This is a genomic window from Bordetella tumbae, assembly GCF_965139195.1.
Taxonomy (GTDB): Bacteria; Pseudomonadota; Gammaproteobacteria; order Burkholderiales; family Burkholderiaceae_B; genus Bordetella_A; species Bordetella_A tumbae.
Genome location: NZ_CBCSJH010000027.1, coordinates 41,301 through 53,179, shown reverse-complemented (window position 1 = coordinate 53,179; position 11,879 = coordinate 41,301). Strand labels below are relative to the sequence as shown.

The window sequence follows — 11,879 nt, the reverse complement described above, 5'->3', positions numbered from 1 at the left end:
CATCACGTGAAACTCATCGTCATCGCCGTCGGCAACCGCATGCCCGCCTGGGTCGAAACTGCCTGGGACGATTACGCAAAACGCTTGCCTGCCGACTGCGCGCTCGAACTCCGCGAAATCAAACCCGAGCCACGCACGACGGGTAAAACGCCCGCCCAAATGATGGCGGCAGAAGCCCGCCGTATCGAGGCTGCCATTCCCCCCGGCGCCTTGAAACTCGCCCTGGACGAACGCGGGCGCGACCTGACCACGATGGCCCTGTCGCAACGCCTCGAACAATGGCGCGGCGATGGCCGGGACGTGGTGTTCCTGGTAGGAGGCCCGGATGGCCTGGACGCCTCGCTCAAGGCCGCCAGCGACGGGCAGATTCGTCTCTCGTCGCTGACCCTGCCACACCCCATGGTGCGTGTCGTGCTGGCCGAACAGCTTTATCGTGCCTGGGCGATCATGACGAATCACCCGTATCATCGGGCCTGAATCTGTCCACCTCTCGCGTGTACACAGATCATCCAGCTCACTCATGGCAAACCCAAGCCCTGCTCTCAGCACCATGACCTCACAGATCTATCTCGCCTCGGCTAGCCCGCGCCGCCGTGAACTGTTGACCCAGATCGGATTAGCTCACACCGTATTACAGGTCCCTGCGCCTCCGGGTGAAGACGAGCCGCAGCATGCTGGTGAAACCGCGGCAGACTACGTCCAACGCACTGCCCGCGAAAAAGCCGAGCGCGGACAACAATGGATGACGTCCCAGTCACTGCCAACGCTGCCGATCCTGGCGGCCGACACCACTGTCATCCTGCAAGGCGAGGTGTTGGGCAAACCTACCAACCTCGCTCACGCCACCGACATGCTAAGCCGCCTGTCCGGCACCAGCCATCACGTTCACACCGCTGTCGTCCTGTGGCACGACGGCCAACTGCACGAAGACGTATCGATCTCCGAAGTCCGCATGCGCACGCTTAGCGCAGACGATATCGCCCGCTACTGCGACAGCGGCGAGCCCTTTGGCAAAGCGGGCGCATACGGCATTCAAGGTCTCGCAGGCACATTCATCGCCCATTTATCCGGCAGCTATACCGGTGTCATGGGCTTGCCCGTGTTCGAAACGGCGAACCTGCTGCGCCGCGTGGGCATAGCGCTACCGTAGCCTCATCAGAGCCGTCCCCATCAAAAATGGCCAGCCTGCAAAATTCACAGGCTGGCCATTTTTTGTGCAGATAAACGCAACGTAATTACTTTTCCGCTTTCGCCCCGGAAATCTGCACCAGCTCCGCTGCCTCGACCATCCCCTTTTGCACCATGTCCCAATACGCGTCGATCGACATGGGTTCAGCCGGTACCGAGCCGAGATCCACGAACTTTTTACGCAGCTCCGGATCTTGCAGCGCTTTGGTCAACGCGTCATTCAGCTTGATCAAAACCGGACGCGGCGTCCCGGCAGGTGCCACGAGCCCATACCAGGAATCCATGTAAAACCCTTTGACCCCCGCCTCGTCAAACGTCGGCACATCGGGCAACGCGGCAATTCGCGATTTCGCCGTGATCGCCAGCGGACGCACCTTGCCCGAAGCAATCGGCGCCATCGCACCCGTGGTGATGATCATATCGATACGGCCCGCCATCACATCCGTCAACGCAGGCGCCGTGCCTTTAAACGGTACATGCAAAATATCGATCCCGGTACGTGTCTTGAAACTCGCTCCCGCCAGATGCTGCGACGAGCCCACACCGCCGGAGCCGTATGTCAATTTCCCCGGATTCTCTTTCGCATACGCCACATAATCCTGGACCGTTTTAAACGGCGAATCCAGCGGCACCAACATCGTCGAAGGCGAGGTATTGATCAACCCCACTGGCGCAAAATCCTTGATCGAGTCATATCCGATATTGTCGTACAGCGCAGAATTCAAGCCGTGCGATGCCACAGTCGCCAACATAATGGTGTAGCCATCAGGCGTAGCGCGCGCAGCAGCCACCGAGCCGATATTGCCGCCCGCCCCGCCCTTATTGTCCACGACAATGGATTGACCCAGATGCTTGCCCATTTCGGCGGCCACCATGCGCCCGACGCCGTCCGCCGGTCCGCCAGCCGCCCAGCCAATAATCATCGTGACGGGTCTGCTCGGATAGCTGTCCACCGATTCTGCCTGCGCAGACAAAGCGGACAGCCCGAGAGAGAGTGCTAGCGCAACTTGTTTATAACGACGCAATATTGTGGTCATAGTAAAACGCCTGATCAGAGAAAATCGAAATAGGAACACAAAGGATCGCTACGATAGCGCAATCCTTCAGCGATATACGGTTGCTACGAGGAATCGACAACGTCGGCGGCACGGCACGTGCATGCCACGACATCACATTGACGCCGGCGAACGGCCGAGGCGTAGCGATACCTGCCGGTCTGATTACGACATCGTCAGCTCAAGGTATCGCGCCGTTGAATACGACGCGCTAGCTATCACGCCTCCGAGGCAACTTGACGCAACGCCTGCTCAAACGCCTCGGGCGGCTGCCCGCCAGACACTAGATACTTATCATTAATGATCACTGACGGCACAGAGGTAATCCCCAACTCGCGCCATTTCGCCTGCTCTGCGCGGACCTCATCCGTATAGCGTCCGGACGCCACGACATCACGCGCAGCGTCCGCGTCCAGTCCCACGTCTTGCGCGGCTTGCACCAACACCTCGGTCTCGCTGGTGTCGTAATTATCAAAGTGATAGACCTTCAGCAATTGCCGTTTGAGTGCGACTTGCTGCGGTTGCCCCAGCGTACCTGCCCAATACAGCAATCGATGTGCGCCGAACGTATTGTAGGAACGGCTTTCTTCCGTCTGATGCATCGGCATCCCCACCGCCGCCGCGCGTTCTGCAATCACCTTGCGGTTCTCTTGCAAACGCGCCTGGTCAAAGCCGTACTTCTTCATCAAACGTTCGCCCGTATTCTGCCCACCCTTGGGCATATCCGGATTCAGCTCGAACGGCTGCATATGAATGTCGAACTGCGCCTCGGAGCCAATGCGATCGATAGCCGTCAGCAAACCACCCAAGCCTACCGCACACCACGGGCAAGCGACATCGGATACGAAATCGATTTTGATTTTTTTGGACATGAATGGCTCCGGACAATGCGCTGATAGCGTAAATCTATGCATCAAATACAAAGAAATACGAGCTGGCGGCTAAAACATCAATCTAACACGTGCTTGACCAGTATATAGGGACCCTGCCGAGATTCCACGTACAGCAAAAAGTTGTTAACGTTGAACGTACTGAGAATTGAGATGCCTCACGTGGACTACAAAGAATATGCATATCGACTTCCTCGGCATTCAAGCGTTCTTGGCAATTGTCGAAACCGGCAGCTTTCAACTGGCCGCAACAGAACTCAACCTGTCCCAAACAGCCGTCAGCCACCGTATGCGGAAGCTGGAAGAAACACTCGGCGTCAAGTTGATTGCCCGTACTACACGCGACGTCACGCTCACCGAAGCTGGCCGCGCTTTGCTTCCCACCGCGCGCAGTGCGGTGAAGGAGCTTGGCATGTCTTGCGACGCCATCCGTAAACACGGCCAAAATGCACCCGATTGGCTGGCGTTTGCTTGCCTCCCTAGCCTGAGCCACGGACTGGTAAGTCCTTTACTCCTAGCGGCCAAAGACCGTTGGCCGGACGCACTCGTCAGAGTCTTCGATACCTCTGTCCGAGAGATGGTAGAGCTACTCGAGTCACGCGTCGTGTCATTTGGAGTGTCGGTACTGCAACAGGGCTATGGTGATTTACAAGTCGAATCGATAGGCGACGAGCATTTCGTACTCGCATGTCCGCCGCAGCACCGGTTTGCCCAACAACCGAATGTCGATTGCTCCACCCTCGAAAACGAGTCCATGATCCGGATCAGCCTGACTTCGGGTAACAGCGCAACCATCGACAGCGCACTCGGCCACCTGCGCGAGCGCTTGCGTTGGCGTTATGAAGCGCTTCATAACGCCATGGCCCTGGATATGGTGCGCGCGGGTCTGGGACTAGCTATTGTGCCGCGCCTCTTCGTCCCGCCCAACTCTGGCGTAGCCGTTGTGCCTATCAAGGCGCCAATCATCAAGCGAACGCTGTGCCTGCTGTCCCGCGGGGACGATACGCCGAGCGCACAGGAGCAATGGCTGCGCGATCAAGCGATGACCCTGTTGAAGATGCATCTGACAACGAAAGAAGATGATTCGTATGCATGAATAGCGCAGAACTATTCATTTGATCTTACTGAAGGGCATATCTAGACTTTCTCCCGAACAAATCCGCATATGCGGGACCGGCTGCCAGCCGCAGCCGATAAAGGAGACAGCCTCATGCCCCCCAACGTCGGCGAGCCGACTGTCGCGCCCAGTACGCACCGCGGCCAAACCATCGCACAGAAAATTATCGCGCGCCATGCCGGGCGCGAGCATGTCGAGGTGGGTGAGTATCTCAGTTGCGTTCCAGACCATGTCGTAACGCAGGAGCTTTACTGGCCCACACATAAAGAGAATCTCGAAAAAATCGGTGCCAAAGGGCTTGCTCGGCCCGACAAGGCCATTATCGTCATCGATCACACCGCTGCAGCCGCCGTAGGCTCTCGGCATGCCGCAACCCACAAGCTGCTCAAGGAACTCACCGAGAGATTCGGCATCGAGAATTTCTTTGGGCCCAATACCGGTCTGCGTCACTTGGTACTCGTGGAACGAGGATTTGCCAGACCTGGCTCGCTGGTCTTCTCTGACGAAGGGAATATCGCCAGCATTGGTGCTGTCGGCGCATTGAACATACCTACATCCGCCGATATTCTCGTTCCTTTGCTAAAGGATGAGAACTGGCTTCGCGTTCCGAAGACCGTTCGCATCAATCTTTTCGGCCAGTTGGCATTCGGGGTTTCCGCCCGCGATGTTGTTCAATCCATCATCCGAGATTATGGAAGCGGCGAATTCCTTCAATGCTGCGTCGAATATGGCGGCCCCGGCGTACATGACCTCACGCTTGACGACCGACAAACGATTCTGGCCTCGACCTTTCACACGATGTCGGACACCGCGATCATGGAAGTGGACGACGTGGCGCTTGCTTATGTCGACGAGCGCGCGAACGGCCGCCCCTATGAGACCATCTTCAGCGACCCCGATGCGCAGTACGAACGGGTCATCGACATCGACCTGTCCTGCATCGAGCCATTAGTCACAGTGCCGCCCGAACTCACCGGGGCACAGCCGGTGTCGCTGCTTGCAGGTACCCCTATCCATCAGGCAACCATTGGATCGTGCGCCGGCAATCGGCTGCAAGACATGCGCGACGCGGCCGCCATCTTGAGCGGCCGCACCATTGCCCGAAAGGTCACCCTGTACATCTCGCCGGGCAGTCAGAACGTATACGCACAAGCTGCCCGCGAAGGGTTGCTAGCAATTTTCGCCACCGCGGGCGCAACCGTACTCTCTCCCGGCTGTAATACCTGTTGGGGTTATCTCGGCGTACTGAACGAGAACGAGAACTCCATATCCACCCATCAATTCAATTACCAAGGCAGAAATGGCGCAGAAACCGCTCGCATTTTTCTGGCCTCACCTCTGACCGTGGCCGCCTCCGCTGTCTGCGGAGAAATCGTGGACCCACGTATTTTGCTGGGAGAAGCACGATCCCCTAACGCATTGATGGAAGCGGACTGATATGGAAGACCCCCAGCTGAAAGGACGAGTCTGGAAATTCGGTGATCAGGTCTCCGGCGATGACGGGATCATCGACTTTTCCGCAGTGCGTGATGGCTTCGGCAAGCCTTTCGATGCGCCTCTGCTCCGGTCCATGTGTTTTCGCAGACTCAACCCGCGGTTTCCATCGGAAGTGCGAGAGGGTGACATCGTGGTGGCCGGCAAGAATTTTGCCCACCATAACCATATCGAAGTCAGTGCAGCCATCAAACTCTCCGGTATTTCAGTGGTTCTCGTGGAATCCTGCGAATCTGGATTTGTCAGGCGCGCCTTATCACAAGGCTTGCCGATCTTGACTGTCCCCGGCATCACGGCCCACGTCAGCAACGGAGACACCATTGGGGTCGATCCCGCCAATGGCCTGATCACCCTCGCCGACGGTAGAACACTGTCCGCGCAACCATTTTCTGAGCGAATGCTGGCCATCTGGCGGGCCGGCGGCCTGGTTCGAGCCCTTCAAAACGAGTTTCAACAACGCTAACGGCTCTCACCTGCGATTGCATGGACATACCAATAATATCCACGGAGACAATATGCAAATCAAATACTCGGCATTTTTGCCAGCGAGCGTCCGGCGTGCCGCTGCCACATTGCTATGTGGCGCGATGGCGGTCTCGCCATTATTGGCACGCGCAGAATACCCTGACAAGATGATCCGCCTCGTGCACCCGTATGCAGCGGGCGGCGCGGGCGACCTGCTGACCCGCGAACTTGCCGACGGCCTCAAGACAGCTTTCAACGGCGCCGCCGTCATTACCGACAACAAACCAGGCGGCGGCACCATCGTGGGCGCCGTCGCGGTGGCCCATTCGGCGCCGGACGGCTACACCGTATTGATGATCGGCCCGGCCACGCATGTGATCATGCCTCTCATCAATCCCAAGATCCCCTACAACGCGAAGAAGGATTTCGAACTGGTGGGCATGTGGAGTGTCATCGGCAGCATGGTTTCCGTGAATGCCGAAACCCCCGTACATTCGCTGAAGGAACTGGTCGACTATTCCCAAAAGAATCCTGGCAGCTTGAACTATTCGAGCGCAGGCGCGGGAACCGGCCCACACCTGGCTGGCGAGATGTTCAAGGATCTCACCGGGGCTCGCATCACCCATATTCCGTACAAAGGGGCGTCGCCGGCCGTGATGGCACTGGCGGGTAACGAAGTCCAGGTGTCGTTCGTCAACATCCCGCCGCAGGTACCCTTCGTGAAGAACGGAAAGATCCGGCCCCTGGCGGTATCCACGCCCCAGCGCTCGCCCTTGTTACCTGACGTTCCCACCACTGCCGAGGCAGGAATGCCGGGGTTCATTTCCGAATCCTGGTACGGCGTAGCTGTCCCCGCCGGCACGCCCGCGGACATCCGTGCCAAGCTGCTAAGCGGTATGCAGGCAGCCGCTGCCGATCCGGCCCGCAGGGAGCGCCTGGCGGCGGCCGGCGTCGAATTGCGGGTGACCGATGCAGCAGAGTTGGCCCAGTACATTGACTCGGAAGAGCAGCGTCTCAAACCCGTACTCAAGCGTCTCGACATCAAGATGGAGTGACCGTGAAAAAACCAATCCGCAACGGCATTTCCGGGCGAGTACTCGTCACAGCCAAGAGCGTGGCCCAGTCCCAGAAAGCCATCGCATTAATGCAGGAAGCGGGCCATGAAGTCATCGTCCGAAACACGCCGGCCCCAATCGATGGGGCCTGGCTGGTAGAACAGGTACGGGACATCGACGCTCTGGTGTTCGCCATGGAGCCCATGGACGCAGCCGTAATCGGAGCAGCCAACCGGCTCAAGCTGATCGCCCGGCCGGGTGTCGGCTACGACAACGTGGATCTGGAGGCGGCGACCCGCAACGGCGTGATCGTCTGCATCGCGGCCGGGACCAACGACCAGAGTGTCGCCGATTTCACCCTTGCCCTGATACTGGAAGCGATGCGCGGCATTTCCCGCGCGTCGACCAGCGTGCGAGCACATGGATGGGAGCGGTTCACAGGAACCGAGGCCTGGCGCAAGAAGATCTGCGTCGTGGGTCTGGGTCGCATCGGCCGAGGTGTGGTCAAACGTGCTCGCGGCTTCGACATGGAGGTGCTTGCTGTCTGTCCGCGGCCGGACCTGGATTTCGGCCGGGAACAAGGTGTGCGTTTCTGCTCACTCGATGAAGCGTTGGCGGAAGCAGACATCGTGACGCTGCATTTGCCCCTCGATCACTCGACGCGGCACATGATCAACGCACGCACGCTGGCACAGATGAAACGAGGTGCTTACCTGATCAACACCTCGCGCGGTGGTTTACTGGACGAAGAGGCCGTTGTGCAAGCCATCCGCAGTGGCCATTTGGCAGGCGTAGCCGTCGATGTCCTGCAGCAACAGGGGGTGGGCAGTCCTAGTTGCCTGATCGATGTCGAAGGCATCACCGTCACGCCGCACATGGCCACCTTTACGCACGAATCCATTGAGAGGGTGGCAATGTCCGTGGCTGAGAGCGTCATCACCGCATTAGCCGGCAGAATGCCGCGCCACGTCATCAATCCCACCGCGTGGGATTGATCGGTGCACGATCACTACCCTACTTTTTCGGCCGAGGCCGCATAATGTCCATCCAACCCGAAACCATCCGCCGTGTCACAGCGAAGCTCTACGACCGCTCGCTACGCGGAATTCCGTCCGACACCCGTTCTGCCCTCCTCGCACTGGAAACCACTGATCGCAGCGAAACCGCCAGGCACACGCTGCGCATCATGGTGGAAAGCGCAGACGCCGCAGCACGCGACAATCACTTCATTTGCTCGGATGCCGGTGTGCCGGTGTTCTTTGTGCGAGTCGGCACCCAGGCGCGCTTCGCGGGCGATGTCCGCCAGGCCATCACCGACGGGTTTGCGGACTTGGTGGGCAACATTCAGCCGCCCCTGCTGCCCCACGTCACCCACCCGCTCACGCTAGAGCGAGGCCATGCTGGCAAGGGCATGCCGCTCACCACCTTTGACCTAGTCGATGGCAGCGACTGTGTGGACATCACCTGCAGCCCCAAGGCACTGGGTTCGGGACGGTGGGAAGCGTTGGAAATCTTCAGTTTTCCCGATCTGGCGACTATCGAGCGATACGTCATCGACACCGTCTGCAAGGCGGGCTCGCAGCCCTGCCCGCCAGTGGTGATCGGTGTAGGCGTAGGCGGCTCTTTCGACTACGCCGCCAAGATGGCAAAGGAGGCCACTTTGCGCCCTATCGGAGAACGCCATGCCGAACCACTGGTGGCCGACATGGAGCGTCGATTGGCTGCAGCCATCAACAAGACCGGTTTCGGCCCCATGGGGACGGGCGGCGATAGTACCGCGCTATCGGTCAACGTGAACTACTGTGCCGGCCATGGTTTTACCCCGGTGGCCGTGGCTTTCAACTGCTGGATCAACCGGCGCACCCGCGCGCGGATCTACAACGACAATCGAGTGGAGATCGTAGAATGAGCATCCGCACGCATCGTATGAATTTCCCGCTGTCGGCCGAGGACGCACGCTCGCTTCGTGCCGGTGACCAATTGATCTTGGATGGCGAAATAGTCGTAACGGCCGGCCTGCCCACGCACCAGCGCCTGCTAAAAGCGCTCGACGGGGCCGAACCGCTACCTCTGCAACTGCACGACGGCTGCCTGTTTCACATCGGCAGCTACAGTCAGGAGGCAGCCGATGGCAGCTTCCAGGTGCTCTATATCAATCCCACCACGAGCACCCGTTTCAATCCCTACATGCCTGCGCTGATCCGCCAGCTGGGTTTGCATGCCGTGGGCGGCAAGGGCGGGCTGGATGCGGCGTCGGTCGAGGCAATGAAAGAGACCGGCTGCGTTTATCTCTCCTTTCTGGGGGGAGGTTGCACCCTGCTGTCGCAATCGCTGCGCGGCGTGCTGGAAATCGGCTGGCCCGATATGCTGACCCACTACCGCGTAGTGCGGCTAAAGGTCGAAGGGCTAGGGCCAGTCACCGTAGCCATTGATGCGCATGGAAACAGTTGCTATGCCGATGCACAAGCGCAGGCCAGCGCCGCCATGGATACCATCCTGTCGGAGCTGGACGCCGGCCGCGCTGAATTCTGCAGGAACGGCCCATAAACAGACACGCAAGATTTTGCGTCTACTTGCCGTATGATTAACGCGTCTGCCCTCCTCCGGACGCGCCCATGATTCGACTAATGCGAGCACCCGATTTAATGCTGGCTCAACATTGGGTCAACCTGCTAACTCAGGCCGGCATCACCTGCCACCTCACGAACCGCTACATGCAAGGCGGCGCAGGGGAAATCCCGGTAGATCAATGCGGCCCGGACATCTGGCTGGAAAACGAACACGACAAAGCCGTGGCCATGCAAATTATTGAGGGTCCAGTAAAGAACGAGCTATTCGGCGCCAGATTCAACTGGCACTGCGGCGACTGCGGAGAATGGCTGGAGCCGCAATTCACCACCTGCTGGCAATGCGGCGCGGCACGTCCTCAAGGTATTGAATAGTCTGGCTCTCACCAAAACTGGGCCGAGCCTTGAAATAGTTTTGGTTTTAACCAAGCGCATCGCTCTGCACGGAAAGCCCTTCCACCATCCTCAACAGCGCCACCATTCCCGGATCATCCATCCCGATAGTTCGATCCGCAAACATGCGAGCGCGCCCTATCCGATTCGGCCTGTCACGGAATTCATCGAGCGCCCTCTGCACGGCATCACGGGCCACAGGTAAGAGACAGTCTTCGTCAGCCGCTGCTTGCAAGGCCACACAAATCGCCTGCAGCCCATCCAAAACCGTTTTATCTCCCAGGCTGGCGCCTCCTCTGGCAGACAAGGCCTCAATCACAACAGTGAGCAGATCCGCAATGTCTGATCGACTCAAACTCGTTTTGCCGGCGCTTTTTTTCGCAGCAGTCATGAATGCCACCGTCAACAGCGTACCGAAACTCGAGCCCGACGCTCTAGCGCTAGCCTGTGCCAACTTTTTAAAAGCCCCGTCCAAATCATCAGGCAGGCTCAACAGTTCTTGCTCAATCAGAACGGCACATTTGTCGAGCGTCGCCCCCAGATCCGCATCGCCCAACCTGCCATCCAATTCATTCAATTCTGGGGCCGCTGCGCGCATCGCGACACACCAACGACCCGTGGCAGCTTTCAATTCAGACTGAGACAACATCAATGCACCCTCCAGAACGGACAATCCGCCGGCGCCGTCAATAACTGCTCCAGCTCATCATCCAATTTCATCAAGGTCAACGACGCACCTGTCATCTCCATGGAAGTCGCATATCTGCCGACCAACGGCTGCACGATTTCAACTCCCTTGCTCCGCATCACGGCAGCCACTCGTCGGAACAGGATATACAGATCTTCCGCTGGCGTCGCCCCCAGGCTGTTAACGATGACCCCGACGCGACTCCCCTGACACAACGCCAACTCAGGCATCAAATGGCTGAGCATCTCATCGGCCAATTCATCAGCGGTTTTCAGCGGCCCACGCCAGAGTCCCGGCTCTCCGTGAATCCCCATGCCGAACTCCATCTCTCCGTCCTGAATCGTGAACGAGGGCTTGCCCGATTCTGGCACCACGCACGGCGTAATCGCTACACCGATAGAACGGCAAGCCTCATTCGCCTTGTTCGCGAGGCGTGTAACCTCTTCGAGCGACGCCCCCGCAGCAGCCTTCGCGCCAGCCACCTTGTAGACCAACACCAACCCCGCCACGCCTCGGCGCTTTTCCTGTTGATCGATCGGCGCGCTCGCCACATCATCCGTCACACGCACAGATGCCGTAGCAATACCCTCCAGCTCAAGCATCTCTGCCGCCATATCAAAGTTCATACGGTCGCCACCGTAATTGCCGTATAGCTGCAAAACACCCGCGCCCCCATCAGCAGCGCGCGCTGCCTCCATGCAATCCGCCATCCGAGGGCCTGCAAAGACATTGCCTACCGCACAACTGTCCAGCAAGCCCTCGCCAACATAGCCCAGAAACACAGGCAGATGGCCCGATCCGCCGCCAGTCACAATACCTACTTTTCCGGCAACCGCTCCTCGGTTGCGCGCAATCACGCGGCCATCGTCACCCATTCGTTTGAGTTCAGGATGGGCGACGCAAAGCCCCTCCAGCATTTCATCGACATAGTGTTGGGGATTGTTGAGAATTTTTTTCACGGGATTGA

General features: G+C 58.7%; 14 protein-coding genes. 10 read left to right on the top strand and 4 right to left on the bottom strand.

The features are described 5' to 3' along the window. Positions 1-6 precede the first annotated feature (6 nt). Together rlmH and ACNA0J_RS21875 are read left to right on the top strand one after the other, a co-directional pair. The gene (gene rlmH / locus ACNA0J_RS21880; protein WP_094822058.1) at positions 7-477 is read left to right on the top strand and encodes a 23S rRNA (pseudouridine(1915)-N(3))-methyltransferase RlmH; all 471 of its coding nucleotides are present in this window, start codon (positions 7-9) and stop codon (positions 475-477) included. A gap of 43 nt (positions 478-520) precedes the next feature. Then, a complete protein-coding gene (locus tag ACNA0J_RS21875) occupies positions 521-1,150 on the top strand; it encodes a Maf family protein (RefSeq protein WP_415821002.1) in 630 nt (209 codons plus the stop codon). A gap of 85 nt (positions 1,151-1,235) precedes the next feature. Here ACNA0J_RS21875 and ACNA0J_RS21870 read toward each other — a convergent pair whose 3' ends face one another. Beyond that, positions 1,236-2,225: a Bug family tripartite tricarboxylate transporter substrate binding protein gene (locus ACNA0J_RS21870; RefSeq protein WP_415821000.1), complete on the bottom strand. Its 990-nt coding sequence runs from the start codon at positions 2,223-2,225 to the stop codon at positions 1,236-1,238. Positions 2,226-2,461: 236 nt separating this feature from the next. After that, positions 2,462-3,115 carry a DsbA family oxidoreductase gene (locus ACNA0J_RS21865; protein WP_415820999.1) on the bottom strand — a complete coding sequence of 218 codons (654 nt, stop codon included), beginning with the start codon at positions 3,113-3,115 and terminating at the stop codon, positions 2,462-2,464. 196 nt (positions 3,116-3,311) lie between these two features. Between ACNA0J_RS21865 and ACNA0J_RS21860 the strand changes: the two genes are divergently transcribed. The 8 genes from ACNA0J_RS21860 to ACNA0J_RS21825 all read left to right on the top strand — a co-directional run bounded on the left by ACNA0J_RS21860 (position 3,312) and on the right by ACNA0J_RS21825 (position 10,206). Continuing rightward, on the top strand, positions 3,312-4,229 hold the full coding sequence (locus tag ACNA0J_RS21860) for a LysR family transcriptional regulator (protein WP_415820997.1): 918 nt from the start codon (positions 3,312-3,314) through the stop codon (positions 4,227-4,229). Positions 4,230-4,298: 69 nt separating this feature from the next. Next, positions 4,299-5,687, top strand: coding sequence for a 3-isopropylmalate dehydratase large subunit (locus ACNA0J_RS21855; RefSeq protein ID WP_415820995.1), 1,389 nt, complete (start codon positions 4,299-4,301; stop codon positions 5,685-5,687). Between the two features lies 1 nt (position 5,688). Next, the gene (locus ACNA0J_RS21850) at positions 5,689-6,207 is read left to right on the top strand and encodes a 3-isopropylmalate dehydratase small subunit (RefSeq protein ID WP_415820994.1); all 519 of its coding nucleotides are present in this window, start codon (positions 5,689-5,691) and stop codon (positions 6,205-6,207) included. A 52-nt stretch (positions 6,208-6,259) separates the two neighbouring features. Next, positions 6,260-7,264: a Bug family tripartite tricarboxylate transporter substrate binding protein gene (locus tag ACNA0J_RS21845; protein ID WP_415820993.1), complete on the top strand. Its 1,005-nt coding sequence runs from the start codon at positions 6,260-6,262 to the stop codon at positions 7,262-7,264. A 2-nt stretch (positions 7,265-7,266) separates the two neighbouring features. Continuing rightward, positions 7,267-8,259: a phosphoglycerate dehydrogenase gene (locus tag ACNA0J_RS21840; RefSeq protein ID WP_415820992.1), complete on the top strand. Its 993-nt coding sequence runs from the start codon at positions 7,267-7,269 to the stop codon at positions 8,257-8,259. Positions 8,260-8,303: 44 nt separating this feature from the next. Continuing rightward, positions 8,304-9,173, top strand: coding sequence for a fumarate hydratase (locus ACNA0J_RS21835; RefSeq protein WP_415820991.1), 870 nt, complete (start codon positions 8,304-8,306; stop codon positions 9,171-9,173). After that, the gene (locus tag ACNA0J_RS21830; protein ID WP_415820990.1) at positions 9,170-9,811 is read left to right on the top strand and encodes a fumarate hydratase C-terminal domain-containing protein; all 642 of its coding nucleotides are present in this window, start codon (positions 9,170-9,172) and stop codon (positions 9,809-9,811) included. The genes ACNA0J_RS21835 and ACNA0J_RS21830 overlap by 4 nt, the downstream gene beginning before the upstream one ends. Before the next feature lie 68 nt (positions 9,812-9,879). After that, positions 9,880-10,206, top strand: coding sequence for a putative signal transducing protein (locus ACNA0J_RS21825; protein WP_415820989.1), 327 nt, complete (start codon positions 9,880-9,882; stop codon positions 10,204-10,206). A gap of 46 nt (positions 10,207-10,252) precedes the next feature. On the opposite strand, the gene ACNA0J_RS21820 is transcribed toward ACNA0J_RS21825, so the two are convergent. Both ACNA0J_RS21820 and ACNA0J_RS21815 read right to left on the bottom strand, forming a co-directional pair. Beyond that, a complete protein-coding gene (locus tag ACNA0J_RS21820) occupies positions 10,253-10,780 on the bottom strand; it encodes a dihydroxyacetone kinase subunit L (protein WP_415820988.1) in 528 nt (175 codons plus the stop codon). A gap of 92 nt (positions 10,781-10,872) precedes the next feature. Continuing rightward, positions 10,873-11,871 (bottom strand): dihydroxyacetone kinase subunit DhaK, encoded by a 999-nt coding sequence (locus tag ACNA0J_RS21815; protein ID WP_415820987.1) that lies wholly within the window; start codon positions 11,869-11,871, stop codon positions 10,873-10,875. Between the last annotated feature and the right edge of the window lie 8 nt (positions 11,872-11,879).

What these genes read in the sequence shown, in the direction of transcription:
- ACNA0J_RS21875 (WP_415821002.1), top strand. Translation starts at nt 521, where the DNA reads ATGGCAAACCCAAGCCCTGCTCTCAGCACCATGACCTCACAGATCTAT.
- ACNA0J_RS21870 (WP_415821000.1), bottom strand. Translation starts at nt 2,225, where the DNA reads ATGACCACAATATTGCGTCGTTATAAACAAGTTGCGCTAGCACTCTCT.
- ACNA0J_RS21865 (WP_415820999.1), bottom strand. Translation starts at nt 3,115, where the DNA reads ATGTCCAAAAAAATCAAAATCGATTTCGTATCCGATGTCGCTTGCCCG.
- ACNA0J_RS21860 (WP_415820997.1), top strand. Translation starts at nt 3,312, where the DNA reads ATGCATATCGACTTCCTCGGCATTCAAGCGTTCTTGGCAATTGTCGAA.
- ACNA0J_RS21855 (WP_415820995.1), top strand. Translation starts at nt 4,299, where the DNA reads ATGCGGGACCGGCTGCCAGCCGCAGCCGATAAAGGAGACAGCCTCATG.
- ACNA0J_RS21850 (WP_415820994.1), top strand. Translation starts at nt 5,689, where the DNA reads ATGGAAGACCCCCAGCTGAAAGGACGAGTCTGGAAATTCGGTGATCAG.
- ACNA0J_RS21845 (WP_415820993.1), top strand. Translation starts at nt 6,260, where the DNA reads ATGCAAATCAAATACTCGGCATTTTTGCCAGCGAGCGTCCGGCGTGCC.
- ACNA0J_RS21835 (WP_415820991.1), top strand. Translation starts at nt 8,304, where the DNA reads ATGTCCATCCAACCCGAAACCATCCGCCGTGTCACAGCGAAGCTCTAC.
- ACNA0J_RS21830 (WP_415820990.1), top strand. Translation starts at nt 9,170, where the DNA reads ATGAGCATCCGCACGCATCGTATGAATTTCCCGCTGTCGGCCGAGGAC.
- ACNA0J_RS21825 (WP_415820989.1), top strand. Translation starts at nt 9,880, where the DNA reads ATGATTCGACTAATGCGAGCACCCGATTTAATGCTGGCTCAACATTGG.